At 40.5% G+C, this 15,034-nt stretch carries 12 protein-coding genes; 3 read left to right on the forward strand and 9 right to left on the reverse strand.

Annotation, left to right across the window (positions count from 1 at the left end; all coding sequences use genetic code 11):
• Together WAE59_RS24630 and WAE59_RS24635 are read right to left on the reverse strand one after the other, a co-directional pair.
• Positions 1-675, reverse strand: a complete 675-nt coding sequence (locus WAE59_RS24630; protein WP_337858671.1) for a nucleotidyl transferase AbiEii/AbiGii toxin family protein — start codon at positions 673-675, stop codon at positions 1-3.
• Positions 676-783: 108 nt separating this feature from the next.
• Positions 784-1,590, reverse strand: a complete 807-nt coding sequence (locus WAE59_RS24635; RefSeq protein ID WP_337858672.1) for a type IV toxin-antitoxin system AbiEi family antitoxin domain-containing protein — start codon at positions 1,588-1,590, stop codon at positions 784-786.
• Between the two features lie 564 nt (positions 1,591-2,154).
• Between WAE59_RS24635 and WAE59_RS24640 the strand changes: the two genes are divergently transcribed.
• On the forward strand, positions 2,155-2,778 hold the full coding sequence (locus WAE59_RS24640) for a hypothetical protein (RefSeq protein ID WP_337858673.1): 624 nt from the start codon (positions 2,155-2,157) through the stop codon (positions 2,776-2,778).
• 83 nt (positions 2,779-2,861) lie between these two features.
• On the opposite strand, the gene WAE59_RS24645 is transcribed toward WAE59_RS24640, so the two are convergent.
• A complete protein-coding gene (locus WAE59_RS24645; protein WP_337858674.1) occupies positions 2,862-3,224 on the reverse strand; it encodes a hypothetical protein in 363 nt (120 codons plus the stop codon).
• Positions 3,225-3,666: 442 nt separating this feature from the next.
• Between WAE59_RS24645 and WAE59_RS24650 the strand changes: the two genes are divergently transcribed.
• Positions 3,667-4,236: a sigma-70 family RNA polymerase sigma factor gene (locus WAE59_RS24650; protein WP_337858675.1), complete on the forward strand. Its 570-nt coding sequence runs from the start codon at positions 3,667-3,669 to the stop codon at positions 4,234-4,236.
• Between the two features lie 370 nt (positions 4,237-4,606).
• Here the strand turns inward: WAE59_RS24650 and WAE59_RS24655 are convergent, their stop codons facing one another.
• Together WAE59_RS24655 and WAE59_RS24660 are read right to left on the reverse strand one after the other, a co-directional pair.
• Entirely contained in the window at positions 4,607-4,777 is a 171-nt protein-coding gene (locus WAE59_RS24655; protein WP_337858676.1) for a hypothetical protein, read from the reverse strand.
• A 25-nt stretch (positions 4,778-4,802) separates the two neighbouring features.
• Positions 4,803-5,414: an ATP-binding protein gene (locus WAE59_RS24660; RefSeq protein ID WP_337858677.1), complete on the reverse strand. Its 612-nt coding sequence runs from the start codon at positions 5,412-5,414 to the stop codon at positions 4,803-4,805.
• Positions 5,415-5,628: 214 nt separating this feature from the next.
• Here WAE59_RS24660 and WAE59_RS24665 point away from each other — a divergent pair, with 214 nt between their 5' ends.
• Positions 5,629-8,259 carry an AAA family ATPase gene (locus tag WAE59_RS24665; RefSeq protein ID WP_337858678.1) on the forward strand — a complete coding sequence of 877 codons (2,631 nt, stop codon included), beginning with the start codon at positions 5,629-5,631 and terminating at the stop codon, positions 8,257-8,259.
• A 418-nt stretch (positions 8,260-8,677) separates the two neighbouring features.
• On the opposite strand, the gene nhaA is transcribed toward WAE59_RS24665, so the two are convergent.
• The 4 genes from nhaA to WAE59_RS24685 form a co-directional block, all read right to left on the reverse strand.
• A complete protein-coding gene (gene nhaA / locus WAE59_RS24670; protein ID WP_337858679.1) occupies positions 8,678-9,862 on the reverse strand; it encodes a Na+/H+ antiporter NhaA in 1,185 nt (394 codons plus the stop codon).
• A 139-nt stretch (positions 9,863-10,001) separates the two neighbouring features.
• A complete protein-coding gene (locus tag WAE59_RS24675; protein WP_337858680.1) occupies positions 10,002-12,419 on the reverse strand; it encodes a sugar-binding domain-containing protein in 2,418 nt (805 codons plus the stop codon).
• Between the two features lie 95 nt (positions 12,420-12,514).
• Positions 12,515-13,612, reverse strand: a complete 1,098-nt coding sequence (locus WAE59_RS24680; RefSeq protein ID WP_337858681.1) for a TlpA family protein disulfide reductase — start codon at positions 13,610-13,612, stop codon at positions 12,515-12,517.
• A gap of 10 nt (positions 13,613-13,622) precedes the next feature.
• A complete protein-coding gene (locus tag WAE59_RS24685) occupies positions 13,623-15,026 on the reverse strand; it encodes a RagB/SusD family nutrient uptake outer membrane protein (RefSeq protein WP_337858682.1) in 1,404 nt (467 codons plus the stop codon).
• Positions 15,027-15,034: the final 8 nt, after the last annotated feature.

Consider the following 15,034-nt stretch of genomic DNA (forward strand, 5'->3'; position numbering starts at 1 on the left):
TTATATTTTTTCCAACAACTCTGTTTTTACAAATTCATAAGCTTCAGTAATTTTATATGAAAGATCAGGTCGTAATAACCCTTGCATGTCACCTAAAAAATCTTGATCTGAAATCTTCTTTTCCATGTTTTCTAAGAATTCTTTTTGCGACACACTGTTATCTTCTTGTTTCATGTAAAATTTCCAAGCTTCGATAATTCTAGTTGAATCTACATCAGCCTGTGTAATTGCAAACCACATATCAAACAAATCTCTTCTTTTTCGTCTTTGGTATAAAGCACGCATTTTCGTCCCTAATAACTCCGCTAATTCATAGGTGGGTATAAGAACGTCACCAGTAAACCAGTCGGATTGCATATCGTGTTTTACTTCCTTGATTCCGTAAATGGTATGGTGCTCACGGCAATTAACCTCCACTTTTAATCTTAGCGGAATTCCTCCTTCTGAATCAAAGCGGTATACTAATGTATTATTATGTTGTTTCTGTTTACGTATTGGTTTGTCTCCCAAAAAAGATAATACTTCACGAAGCTTGTCCATAATTGGCCCGAATGCCTCCGCCGTAATTTGCACTAAATCGATGTCTTCAGAGTACCTTGCGGCTGGTGCCAGATATAATTTGTGTAATGCAGTTCCACCTCTGAATGCAAATCTCTTTTTTAAAAAAATATTCATCACTATATATTGCCATTAAAGCCCGCTCGATAACCAGATCCTGTTCTACTTGGAAATCCTCCTGCCAGGGAGCTTTCTTACGCCATGCGGTTATATATGCCTGTGGGATCATAAATCTGTTTCTATTTCTATATTTTGCACCACCTTCCAGTCATTCCCGGTTATCATCTCAGGCTTTTCCTTTTGCGGTCTCAATAATACCGGGAAGTAATTCACTGTTTTTAAGTAGTCTTTTATTGGATCGCTTAAATCCCGCATATTCAAAATCTCTTCAAGCAGAAAGCCTAAACGCTGAATCGCAGTTATAGGAGAGTACCGTTTCACAAGATCAAGCATTTTATCAGCATCAATGCTTTCACAGAGTTCTTCCAACACTGTTGCAACCCTATTAAGACCACCTACCTGTTCAAAATAATTTACCAGATCCAATGCGGTTAACTCCGGAGATGATACGTTTATATATCCTGTATCAACCTTCTTTTGAACTATATCACTTTTTGACCATTCCTTCTTTATGTAAAAATTTATTTTCAGGTTGTCATTATCAATATTCCTTAAACTCGGTTTCATTGTGATTACCGAGAAAGATTGCGGTTGCCGGTGGGCGGCTCCATAATAAGCAGCTGCATTTAACAGACCTACATAATAATCTTTCTCTAAAAAATTCATCAACTCTGAAACAAATAAGGATGGCGGAAGGATTCCTTTACTCCGATATTCTGGAGTAATCACTACATAGAACTCATTTCTTATTAAGGCAATCTCCCTCTTCTTTTTAAGCCTTTGTAGAGCTTTTTTAATCGCCTCATCGGATTGTTCAAACTTATTTCGTACCTCCGGCAATGAAAAGGCATACCTTCCATTGGAACGCAGTTCATTAATAAAGTCCTCTAAGTAACCGTATTGCCCAATCATTTAAGTTTTTGTTTGACAAAAGGGATGTTGTTTATCCCTTTTTGCACATGTAAACTTAATCATTATTTTCATTAGAGCCAATTTCTACAACGATTATGTTATTATTTCACCAATGAATAGCTTAGTAACGGACTTACAATTTTTGTAACTATACATTATTTGGGAAGCAGAATATTGCAATTAGATTCCAATGTGCGTAGGCGCCACTCGAATTCTCTGCAAAACCGTAACAAATGCGTAACACAGCAAAATTTTGAGGTTTCAAAAATACTTCTTAAATTGCTTCTGTAAGTCAGAAAAGCGCATTTTGCCTCATAATAGGGCGGTTAGGTTAGAAGAGTCATAATCTTCTTCTCCATGCTCAGTGGGCGATGTTACCAGCAACCTTTTAATTAAATAAATTTAAGGGCATAACAAATTTAGTGTTCGAAATTCACTCTGTGATTTAATTGACGAACGCTTTAATAATCGAATTTTTCAAATAGAATTTTAAAACCCAATCTTCCTAACAACTTCAGGAAATTAATCTAAAATGATATCTTTATCGTAATAAATCATCCCACGATGCAATTACAAGAATTAATTAATAATCTTAAACAATCTAAGACATTAATCGAAGAATATGCCGAACTGCATAACAGGTCCTGGCAGCTTCAATTCAATGCACACAACTATAATAGAAATAGACTATTCAATATATTGGGAATAGGTGTCGGCGCATTCATTGCTTCGCTCTACCTAGCTACTGATGGCATATCATCTGCCATAGCCGTACTTTTCTCCGTATTACCAATTACCTATATATTTGTCCGATTCGGGATAGGATCTGCATTTAATTACAAGGGGAGAAAGGTAGCGATCCAACATGCCGGGCCGTTGGTCGAGCACTTATCTGCGCAGATGAATGTGCTAGTCGAGACACTTGATAGCTTTTCTATGTTACCAGAAAAGTACCGTACCCTCCAGGCTGTCAATGCCATTAGAAGTTATCTGTTGAATAAACGGGCGGAGTCCCTAAAGGAAGCAATCAATCTATATGAGGAAGAGGTTTTCCGACATAGCCAGATTCAACGTCAGCAATTTCAAATCCAGCAAAATCATCAAATGATACAGCAGAACAGGGAGATGATAAAGGCACAGAAAACCACTAATTCCAGACTGCTGTGGGCTTCTATATTGGGGCGTTGATGATAAAGGATATTCCTGGATTGAAAAGGCAAACCAAATAGTGGTTTAGTCCTATCCGAAAAAATAACTGCTAACTCTCGAATTCATTGCATTTTTTTCTTATACAGTGCTATTGTTAGCTTTTGAGCTTCAATTGTCTCATCCTGTCGCTTAACCGTTATTTCAAGATTGGCTAACTTTGCTTTCAATAAATCGAGCTCTGCTGTTAACTTCACAACTTCCTCTCCCCGTATTTTATCCAATTTATCTTTCGGCAAGTAGTATTCAAACAAATCAGTATTAAATAGCTCTGAGAATTTAGCCAGCTTGAAAACATCGATAGCTTCACGGTTATATATATTGAATAAATTGGATGTCGTCATACTCATGTAGCTCGCAACCTCCTGAGTGGAAAAGTCGCTTTTATCGACTAAATTTTGTATGATTTTACCAATGTGAATCGCCATCAATCAAAAATCTCCAAAAATATAGACAAGAGCAGTAAAGTTAACTACAGCAAAAATATATTTAACTATAATATTTTTGTAGTTAACCCCCATTTTTGCTATCTTCGATTACTAAGACATTCGCACTTCGCTGCACTAATAAGATGGATGCTGTCGAATGTGTAAATATTAATAGATTTGCAGGACGAAAATAAAACTAAGCCCTGCTAACAAGCTTCGACGCTAAATCTGGTAAATTAAGAGATCGAAGTAAGTACAGCACTTGTTCCCTATAAGCTATGGGGCACGGTGCTTGCTTATTCTCTAATCTCCCTTTCCGAAAGGATTGGCGGCCCACCAGAGCCTAGCGATAGAGGATAGCAAGTTGCCGTGCCCTATTGCTTTTTCGCACTACAACTCTCTCTTCACTGAAGCGCATTATTTTGATTAATGAGCAGTGATTATGAGTGTAAATTACGATGAATTTTCTGATGATGAACTTTTAAGGCTTCTGAGAGGCGGTGATGAGGATGCCTTTTCTTTGATCTATAGGAGGTATTTGCGTTTGGTTGTTTCAGAGGGTTTGAAAAAACTTGGCGATGAGGACTATGCGGCTGACACTGCTCAGGATGTGTTTGCTTCGCTTTGGGCAAAACGGGAGCGGTTGCCGGTGATCCGGAATCTTGCGGGTTATCTGATCAATTGTGCGAAGAATGCTGTTTTCAATTTTTTTGAGCATCGCGAGGTTGAGGCAAGGTATACTTCTTCCTTACGGGATTATGTGAATAGTGGTAAGGTTGCCCATACCGATTATCTGGTCAGGGAGAAAGAATGGATTTCATATATCAACGATGCGGTTGAATCTTTGCCTGAAAAGATGAAGGAGGTTTACAAATTGAGGGTGGATTCGGGTCTAAGTCATAAAGAGGTTGCTCGGACACTTGGACTTTCTGAACGTACGGTGAATGCTCAAATGATTAATGCGATTAAACGGTTAAAATCAAGGTTGACAATGATTACGTTATTCTTTTGATGGCTTATTTAATTTCTAGAGTTTTGATGTGATCGATCCGTGATGTTGTTCCAACACGTGGTGATTGTGCTGCGGACAGCCGGAGTGTGTTATCGTGTTAATCTGAGTATGATATATTGTTTTAATATTTGAGGCAATAACTATGGTTAGTTATTGCCTCATTGGGTAGTATTCTTCGGCAGAATTTTCCTGTCGATGTCAATAGATGGTGATGGCCAGCAATTCATAGTCGATTTCCAATTATGTCTGAAGTTATAGCGTCCTAGTTTTCGTGTTACTTAGTAGGCAACATTTAGAATTTCCAATGCGGTATATAATTGTTTTCGCTCCAGCACAGACCAGATGGATAACGATCAGGAACGGCTGCTAATCATACATTCTTATTTAACGTATAGGTAGTTCGAGGTCCTTTTCCGATTCTGAGTAATACCTTCTTGTCGATCAACTCCTGGATGTCCTGCGATGCAAGGGTTTTTCCAATACCGTTTAGTTTCTGGTATTTGGCGCTGCTCATCTGAGGGAATTCCTGAAGGTACCTCACAGCAGCAGTTTGTGTAGTATTAATTTCAATTCATCCAAGTATCCGCATTATAAATCTCTTTAACAAAAGTAACTTGGAAACCTCCGCTGTTCTCCTCAAATACCGGCTCCGGCATGCCATAGTCACGCATGGCACTCATCATTTTTTCAATTCCACGTCCCCAGGTTTCAATATATCCGGCCTTGAAAAAAATCTCCGCAATATTTTTGTTGCGGGCTTTAGATGGATGCTTCGCTTTTAGATTCTCGATAGTTAAGCCTTCTGATATCTTCCCCGGATTCCAAAGTATAATTTTGTCATCATAAACACTCATTTGTATCGTGGAATCAGTATAATCCTTATGTACAATAGCATTCAAAATCGCTTCACGTATTGCTGCTTCCGGATATTCCGGGCGTTCAATTCGCTGAATGCCATCATAACTTATCACTGGAGGAATGTCGCGCTGTTTAAGTAGGCTCATAACAGACTTTACCTTATCAAAAATATATCCTTCAACTAAATCCTGGAATTTGGAATCCGAATCTGTTTTATCAAAAGGGCCTATCTGGAAATAACTGGTAACAAAGAATTTCTTCGGGTTTTTGCCAAAAAGTAAAACAGCAGCGGCTTTCAATTCCCCATCAGCATTGACCAACTGAAGGTTCTATAACAATTCAGGCACATTCGGTACACAAACAAGAATATGGATGAAACTGATAAAAAGAGTAAGAAATAGCAAAATTGGTCAGTATACTACGAAAGGCTTTTACGGGATACCTTATATTATCAAGCACATTTTATTTAATTTTATTTCGTAATTAAATATCTATTTTTACTAAACCAAGTTCTCACCAAACAAACCTAAACCGATGAGTATATTAAATGATATTGTTGATTGGATTGATGGAAAACCACAGTTCTGGCAAGCAACAATGGATAAGTTAATTCGCCAGGGAAACCTGATGCAAAGGGATTTAAATGATCTTCTTGCGATCTGTAAATCTGAATGCGGATTGACTACCGCAAGAGTAACTCCGGTAAATTTGGTATCGTTAAGAGCCTACGTGTCACACACTACAAGTGCTAAAAACCTATTCTTATCAAAAATACATGGACTGCAAAACATTAATGCTCTCTCAGGATCAAGTGTTTTAGAGTTTGCACATTCAGGACTGTCGGCAATATACGGAGACAATGGTGCCGGGAAATCAAGCTATGTAGGTATACTTAAACACGTATGTAATACTCGTGGGTCAAAGCCGGTTATTAACGGCAATGTCTACAATGCAGCCAGTTCTAATATCGATAGAAAAGCCGAAGTCGAGTATTCCGTTAATGGAACAGTATTCCAGTCGGTCGCCTTGCATAACCTCTCTGTTTCAGATGCGACTCTGAAAGGTGTCGACGTCTTTGATTCGCACAGCGCGACCCATTATATTACTGGAGAGGATGAAATCGCTTTTATTCCTCACGGTTTGTCTTTGATTGAAAAATTTGCTGTGGCGTTAAGCCAGATCGAGGCACTATTGACTAGTGAATCACAAGCTTTGGAACTATCAAAATTCGATCTATCAGTTTTACAGATCGAGGATGGTACGGCGGCGAAGGTATTTATTGATGGTCTAAACGGAAATTCAAATCTTGCCAACATAAGGGCCGGATCGATGTGGAGTAGAAGTAAGGAAAAACGTGTGGCAGATCTACAGAAACTTATATCTGAATTAAAGGCTTCCGACCCGGCTAACACAGTAGTATTGAATAATGGAAAGGTCGCCCGTTTCCGAACCTTAAGGAATAAATTTGAATTGTTGGAAAACTCACTCATCACTGTTTCAGCACTTACCTCAGTAAAACAACATATTGATGATTATTTGGCAACATCAGTTGCCTTAAAGGCCAGTTCGTCCAATAGTTTTGATGATTTACCCTTAAATGGGATTGGAGGAGCTTCGTGGAAACAGCTTTGGGAAAGTGCGCGTAAATTCTATAATGAAAGTACGAACGAGCACCTCTTTCCTGAAACTAGTAAGGATTCAAATTGTCCGCTGTGCTTACAGCATCTTGACGAGGATGCTAAAAAGCGATTTCTTGATTTTGAATCTTTTGTCTCCCATGATTCCCAGCAAAAATATGATTCATCGGCTGCAAAGCTTTTGACATTAAAACAGACCCTGAATGGTTTGTCGTTTGATTATATTGATTTTGAGACTACGGTACTGGAATTGGAATTATACGATCAAAACTACAGGCAGCATCAATCTCAATATTTGGGAGAACTGGAAGCACAAAGAGAGGTACTGGTAGCAAAACTTGACGCAAAATCTTCCGTTGATAAAATTGATGTACCTACATTGCAATTAAATGCCAGAATGGAGATTGACCAAATCATCGCAAAGATTGAGGCTGAAAATGAGGTGCTCCAGCAAGTTTCAATCAATGAAAAAGTGTTGCCGCTTGAGAATGAAGTTCGGGAGCTAATTAATGAAAAGAAGATACATGATTTCAAACCTAAAATAGCCAGGGAAATATTTCGCCAGAAAAAGCACAACCTAGTGAAGTCAGGAGTAAGTAATTGCGCTACCAGATCGGTAACCCTATTCAGTAATCAGCTTACTGCACGCTACATTACTCAGAACCTTCAGGATGCCTTCAAGGCAGAGCTCTCAAAATTTGGCTTTAAAAACATACTTGTTGATACCGGCACAAAGGGTATTCGTGGTAAACAACATCATTATTTGAAGTTAAGTGAGCCACACGCAGGAAATGTCTCTTTAAAAGATATACTCAGTGAAGGCGAACATCGTTGTATTGCCCTCTCTACTTTTTTATCTGAATTAACACTGTCGGATCACAAGAGTACCATCGTTTTTGATGACCCCGTTTCCTCCCTTGATCATAAGTGGCGGAATAAAATTGCAAAAAGAATCGTGGAAGAATCAGCAATTAGACAGGTCATTGTTTTCACCCATGATATTGCGTTCTTGCTTATGTTAGAGGAGCACTGTAGTGAACTGGGACTTACAATTGATGTTAAAGGGCTGACACGTAAACCAAAGGAAACAGGTATCATTGCCGCAAATCCACCATGGGATACCTTGCCGGTGAGTAAAAGAGTTGGTTTATTAAATGCTGCTTGTCAAACGCTTGATAAAACTGAGCGTACTCAAACAGAAGAGGAGTATAAATTACAAGCACAGCATGCTTATGGGAAATTACGTGAAGCCTGGGAAAGATGTATTGAGGAAGTGGTCTTAAACGGTGCAATTCAGCGGTTTGGGAGGACAGTGCAAACGCAGAGATTATCAAAGATTGTTGATCTGACGGAAACGGATTATAAAGTAATAGATGACAACATGTCGAAGTGTTCCACATATTTTTTAGGACACGATACTGCAGGCGCACTAATTGAATCTATCCCTGACGCCGCAGAGGTTCAAGCGGATGTGCTACTCCTTGAAAAATTCATTGCTGATATGCGTAAGCGGAGGACAGGAAAGTAGTCTCTACCCCACTAGCTCATGGCTTTGATCTTCGAATCTACAAAGCTTCGAACTGATGGACCAAGTGGTAAGGTAGGGTTTTTGGTATAGATGTCTTTATCATCCAGGTCAATTTCTTTATACGCTAGTAGAAATTCTCTGAAGATTTCAATAAAAGAGTTTTCTGATATGACAATTGGTAGTACTTTCCATTATGCTAATTTCTATGATTCTTTTAAGATCGGTTTTTTTTGTGACTAGAATAGTTCCATTTATGCTCGTATACGTCCTGAATGCCCATTCGAATTCTAATAACATCAATGAAAACAGATCAAATGTACATCTTAAGTCATTAACGTGTGAACTACCTCAGTATCCAGAAAGTCTCACAGTAAGATGCTATGGCTGCCTCAAAATAAAAACAAATAAATAGGTGAAATTATCTATTATATTTTGAGGTTAGTCGCTTTGGTCCTCTCAGTATCAGATAACCAGTCAATGCAGCGATAACCGACGCACATAATACGGAGAATTTAGCTTCTGAAATGAGCAATGCATCTGAGAATGATAATACTGCCATAAAGATTGACATGGTAAACCCAATCCCTGCGATAAAACCGACACCAAGAACATGTTTCCAATTTGCATTCTCAGGCAATTGGCACAAGCCTGTCTTTACACTGATCCAGGACATCAGCATGATGCCGGTGGGCTTACCCAAAACGAGGCCTAATATAATGCCCATTCCAAGCGTGGATCCCAGTCCGCCGATCATTTCATTTTGAAAAGTAATGTTAGTATTTGCGAATGCAAATATTGGAACAATTAGAAAGTTGACAGGTGTTGTAAGGAAGTGTTCCAACTTTTCTAAAGGAGACTCATCGGAAGTGGTGTTAGTTGGAATAAAAAGGGCAGTAAGAACACCGGCAATGGTTGCGTGAATACCCGAATGATGGACGAAATACCATAGAACTGCACCGGGGAGAAGATAAAAAGCAAGACTGGTGACCTTAAACCGGTTCAGAAGAAAAAGTAGCAGAAGGATAACACCCGAATATAGCAGATAGATACTATGTAATTCTCCAGCGTAAAAAATTGCTATAACGAATATTGCCATCAAATCATCCACAATAGCAAGAGCCGCTAAAAAGATCTTCAGAGATGGCGGTACACGTTTGTTCAGAGTAGCAACAATGGCCAGTGCAAAGGCAATATCGGTTGCCATAGGAATTCCCCATCCTTCTGCAGTTGGCTGATCCCTGTTTAGCACGGTGTAAATAAGAGCTGGAACACTTGCGCCACCTAAAGCACATAATATTGGTAATAACGATTTTTTAGGAGAGCTCAATTCACCTTCCACCATTTCGCGTTTGATTTCGAGGCCTACCATCAAAAAGAATATGGCCATAAGACCATCGTTGATCCATAGTTGAATAGGATATCGAAGATGCAGACGATCAGAACTGTAGCCAATCTCCGTACCGAGAAACGATTGAAAAGCACCGGCAAGGGATGAATTAGCGCCGATAATTGACAGTATCACGCAGCCAAATATAATAATTCCAGACGCAGAGCCGGACTTGAAAAATTGCTTAAAGATGTTGAGATTGATATGACTGGCCATATTTGGAACGGAAAATAATTTTAGTAAACTTTTGCAATATACAGGATAACCTTAATTACGATTCATATTTGCGAGACTATTAAAATCAGATGTATTTCACAACTTGGTCGGATGTTGTGGACTAGAAACTTACATCAAATCATCTGTGTTTAACCAAAATAGTTAATTCTTTTGACTCAACACCATCAGCAGTCACTTTGAGCCTTAACTTTCCAGATTGTTTCTTGCTCCTGATGATCACCATTGCTTTGCCCTTCCAGGATTTCCGCTCTTTTGCTATGTAAGCATCAGTATCTTTCAGATTAGCATTATCCACGGCGATAATCTCTCCTGCTCCCACTACCTCAAATGAAATTTTACGATCGTCATTGGGTTGGATACATCCGTCCTTGTCTACCAATTCAACCTGAACGTAGGCCAGATCCTGCGCGTCTGCATCAAGCGATTTGCGGTCTGCCTTAAGTTTGATGGCTGCAATCTCACCTGCAGAACGAAGTTTCTGCTGTCCGACTTCTTTACCATCCACTACCCCTACAGCTTTAAGCGTGCCGGCTACGTATGGTAGGGTAAAAACTACTTTAAATTGTTCGGCTTCTGAGGTAGCTTTTTCCGCGACCAGCTGTCCATTAAGATAGAGTCTAACAGCCGGGTATCGGGAATAAACTTCTACTGAAATCTCCCTGCCTTCATGCCCGGGCCAACTCCAGCTTTCCCATGTAGGCCACACAGACCAAAGCGTTTCCTTAATCTTACCAAAGTAACCATCCGGTTCCCTGACTGCCATATAGAGCTTTTTATCTTCATTGTAGAGCAAATCCCTGTAATGTGAGATGGGTTTCCTCCAGCCAAGTAAATCTATATCTCCACAATAGGCACCGTGCCATGGAAATATATCACGTTCGTAATGCTCGCCCTTAGTTTCCCCTTCATAGAAAAACCGACCGATACCTGATTCCCCAAGATAATCCATAGCAGTCCAGACATAATCGCCAATGATGTACTTGTGATCCCTGACCAACTTCCAGTTGGCAAAGGCATCGCGGGGATAGGATTCCGTCTGTACCATGATCCTGGAAGGGACGCGCTGGTGATCATCTGTAGATCTGTGCAACTGGTAGTTGTAGCCACCAATGTCATGTGCGGCAAACAAAGGATCAAAAATCGCCCAATCTTTATCCCAGGTAGTGATCGCAGAAGTTACAGGCCTCGAGACATCAATGCTTTTTACCAAGGCCACCAGGCTCTTGGCGGTCTCTACCGCTTGTGGCTCTTTTCTCTCGATAATCTCATTGCCCACACTCCACATGATGATAGAAGGGTGATTGATGTCGCGCCGTACCAAAGCTTCTACATCTGCCTTCCACCACTGATCGAAATATTTAGCATAATCATGATCGGTCTTTTTGGTCCGCCAGCCATCAAAACTTTCATCCATCACCATCAGTCCCAATTGATCACAGGCATCTAAAAAAGCTTCGGAAGTTGGATTATGTGATGTCCGCACCGAATTGAAACCAGCGGCCTTCAAGATTTCAGCTTTCCGGAATTCTGCACGATCGTATGCTGCCGCGCCCAATGAACCATTGTCATGGTGCACACATCCGCCGTTAATTTCGATAGGCTTGCCATTCAGCAGAAAGCCTTGCTCCGCATTAAATGCTAAGGTCCTGATGCCCATCGGAACTACCTGCTGTCCAAGCGACTTACCTTCTTTAAAGATTTCAATCTTTAACTGGTACATGGCCGGGGAGGCAGGACTCCAAAGCATTGGATTAGTCAATTGCAACTGTTGACTGATGTCCTTAGTTGATCCCCGGGCAATGCTTATTGATTGCGCTGAACTGGCTTTACTTTTCGAGCGATACAGCAGCGTACTCCGCAACAACACCTTCTGTTCGGTGGGACTGTCATTGGTCAGTTTTACCTTCAACAACAGCTCAGCTTTATTTACGTCAGCGCTCATGGTTTGCACAACTGCATCCCAGGGTGCAATGTGAACCGGATCGTTGACCAGCAACCATACATGGCGGTATATCCCGGAACCAGTATACCAGCGGGAACTTTTCTGAGCAGAATTGTCCACTCTTACGGAGATCACATTGTTTGCCCCATAGTTCAGGTGTGGACTCAGGTCATAGAAAAACGAGGAGTAGCCATATGGCCGAATTCCCAATTTCTTCCCATTAATGTAGACCTCGGCATTCATGTATACGCCTCCAAAATAGATATTGACTTTCTTTCCTTTCAAATCTGCCGGAACTGTAAAGGTCTTGCGATACCAGCCAAGGCCAGTAGGGAAATACCCACCGTCATTACCACTCGGATTTTTAGCGTCTACTTTTCCTTCGATGCTCCAATCATGCGGCAAGTTTAGTGAGCGCCAATTGCTATCATCGAAATTTTGCTCCACAGCTTTAGGGTCATCTCCCAACTGGAATTTCCAATCGTAATCAAACAGGGTCTTTCCATTGCTATTCTTTGCTGACTGTGAAAAAGCATGGGCAAAAAGCAAGGAACATAAAATGGTAAAGCAAAAGGGTTTGTAGGAATATTTCATTTGGTTATTACAGAAATAAATATACTCGATTAATAAACGTCAATATAACATTTATTAATCGAGTAGACGAATTCGTACATTTATTTTACAAGAAATTACTTCTTTAGTGCATCCCGGTATTTTTGAATTTTGTTCTCAAACTCGGCAAAAGTCTCAGGCTTGATTTTACCAGGCGATTTCAGTTCGTTCTGCTTCATTGCCTCCAGAGCACGCTGCTGCGTACCCAGTGCTCCCTTGTAATCACCTAATTTACTTTGCATAGTCGCCATTAGGTCGAGGTAGTAGGCATTAGCAGTCTTGGATTTATCGATAATCTCGATAGCCGTCAAAGCATACTCTCTTGGCAAATTATCCTGATGGGAAATATATCCTGCCAGTGCCAATCCCTGGCTTTGATCATATTTTGCAGTCTCCTTCAACATAATTTCAACCGCTTTTTTATCTGCCTGAACCAGTAACACTTGTAGCTTTTTGAGTCTATATTGGAAAGCGGCGCTGGTATCAGATTTGATCGCTTCGTCGGCAGCTAAGATTGAAGCCTTGTAATCCTTTTTAGCCAGTGCATCGTCAATCTTCTTCATATTTGTATCGTAAATCCCTCTCACTCTCATAGAACTGAGCATACCTTCTTCGTACTCCTGTTTCCTACGTTTCAAATCATACTTATTTTCAAATATTTCTATCAACACCTTATCTAAGAAAGCCGGGTGACCTATCCAAAGAACCTGATTTTCTTTTACAATGATGGTTGCAGGGATGCCAACGACATGTGCTTTTTGTAACCAATTATTTGACATTTCGCGAGCATTGTTATCTGCAATTACATCGAACCTCATTTTATCTGCATTTTGCTTTAAAAACGTTTCTACAGACGGCAAAGAAGACTCATAAGTTTGTCCGCTAGTTCGTTCGAATACATTAACACCAATTACTTTCATCCGATCAGCATATTTTTCTGCAAGGTCAGACAAATGTGGCATCGCTTCGATACAGGGTTTACACCAGGTCGCCCAAAATTCCAATACATAGATTTTGTCGCCGGTTAATGAGGTTACCGGCGTTCCCTGAATCCATTTAGAATACCTCAGTGCCGGAGCGGGGTCTCCAAAACTCAATTCCAGTTTATCTTGTGCCTTTAACATAGTGCTAAAGCACAATAAGATCAGCGTATATAAGCTATTTTTCATCATCATTAATTTATAGTTATGGATTATTTTGCATGCCTGGATTCGCAGACATCACGTTTAATGGAAAGCGCAAAGTCAGGCGGTCCTTTTCAAGTGTATAGGTATCTTTAGCAAGACCTGTACTTCCATCGAAAACTATGTGCTTATAAGTAGCCGACTGGAAAAGTGGGTCATTGGAAAGTCTACGCATATCAAACCACCTAAGGCCATATAATGCAAACTCCCTAACCCGTTCCTCGATCACAAAGCGAATCAAATCGTCTTTTTGCGCAACATTTACAGGGGCCTCAGTATTGGACATCCGTTTAAGTCTAAAAGCCAGTAGCGTAGCCTTCGACTCAGCTAACTGACCTAATCTTGCCTCACATTCTGCCTTCATCAACTCTACATCCGCCAAATTTACTCCCTGGGATACCTGTGCACCGAATGGCCCAGTCCTTCTGTTCAATCGCGCTGGAAAAGTACCTGTTCCCTGGTAAGGTACTGAAGAAAATGACTTAAGCCTTTTGTCCGAAGCAGTATATAAATCGAAGGCCCAGGGAGCTAGTAAGACACTGTTAGAGGTATTGACCCAAAAGCTCAAACTTGTTCTGGCCAAAAGACTCTCAATATTGTTAAATCCCGAAGTAACTGTCCAGGTGGGCACAGCATAGGTCACGTTGTAGTCATAGATTCCCACTTCGAAACTTGTTGGCAGATGCGCTTTACCCTCTTTAATCCAGTTGAGTGCCGCAGTATAGTCGCCTTGATACCAATATAACTTCGCCAGCGTGAATTCTGCAGCTGCCTTAGTCATGCGTTGACGGTGCGGTTGATTAACAGGTATCATTGGAATTGCATCAGTTAAGTCTGAAATCATGTTATCATAAACCTCTTTGACAGATACCCTACCGAATGATGTGGCGGAAACGTCTGCCTCTTTAACCAAGGGAATTCCCGGATCGGTAGCAGCAGTTGCGGGGTTGAAAGGTTTTCCATAATAATTGATCAGTAACATGTTAAAATATGCACGTGATGCTTTAGCCTCCGCACGAATTCTCAATTTATAAGCTTCATCACCCTCTTTGGAATCCATCACCTCATTGATGATTTTGTTATAGATGTAGATACTGGAGATGGGTGACTGAAGTTCAGCAGCAGTCTGCTCAGGTTCATAGAAATCCTTGTCCCAGCGAAAGATGCGTTGGAGACGTAATGGAGAGGACTCAAAATAGGTACTCAACATGGCAGCATCATCCCCTAAAGCGACCGTTGGAACATCAGCACCTAGTGCCAGGGAATTGTACATCATATTCTCATACTCAACGGTACGACTGGCGATCAAACTTCCTTTTGGCGCCACCTCTAAAAAATCCTTTCCGCAGGAAGCATTTATCACAGTAATCAATAATCCTAGCAGGTATATTTTTGAAATTCTCATAACTCAAT

This window comes from Pedobacter sp. GR22-6 (assembly GCF_037402555.1).
Lineage (GTDB): Bacteria > Bacteroidota > Bacteroidia > Sphingobacteriales > Sphingobacteriaceae > Pedobacter.

Coding starts and splice junctions, on each gene's coding strand:
- WAE59_RS24630 (WP_337858671.1), bottom strand. CDS start 675: ATGAATATTTTTTTAAAAAAGAGATTTGCATTCAGAGGTGGAACTGCA.
- WAE59_RS24635 (WP_337858672.1), bottom strand. CDS start 1,590: ATGATTGGGCAATACGGTTACTTAGAGGACTTTATTAATGAACTGCGT.
- WAE59_RS24640 (WP_337858673.1), top strand. CDS start 2,155: ATGCAATTACAAGAATTAATTAATAATCTTAAACAATCTAAGACATTA.
- WAE59_RS24645 (WP_337858674.1), bottom strand. CDS start 3,224: ATGGCGATTCACATTGGTAAAATCATACAAAATTTAGTCGATAAAAGC.
- WAE59_RS24650 (WP_337858675.1), top strand. CDS start 3,667: ATGAGTGTAAATTACGATGAATTTTCTGATGATGAACTTTTAAGGCTT.
- WAE59_RS24665 (WP_337858678.1), top strand. CDS start 5,629: ATGAGTATATTAAATGATATTGTTGATTGGATTGATGGAAAACCACAG.
- nhaA (WP_337858679.1), bottom strand. CDS start 9,862: ATGGCCAGTCATATCAATCTCAACATCTTTAAGCAATTTTTCAAGTCC.
- WAE59_RS24675 (WP_337858680.1), bottom strand. CDS start 12,419: ATGAAATATTCCTACAAACCCTTTTGCTTTACCATTTTATGTTCCTTG.
- WAE59_RS24680 (WP_337858681.1), bottom strand. CDS start 13,612: ATGATGATGAAAAATAGCTTATATACGCTGATCTTATTGTGCTTTAGC.
- WAE59_RS24685 (WP_337858682.1), bottom strand. CDS start 15,026: ATGAGAATTTCAAAAATATACCTGCTAGGATTATTGATTACTGTGATA.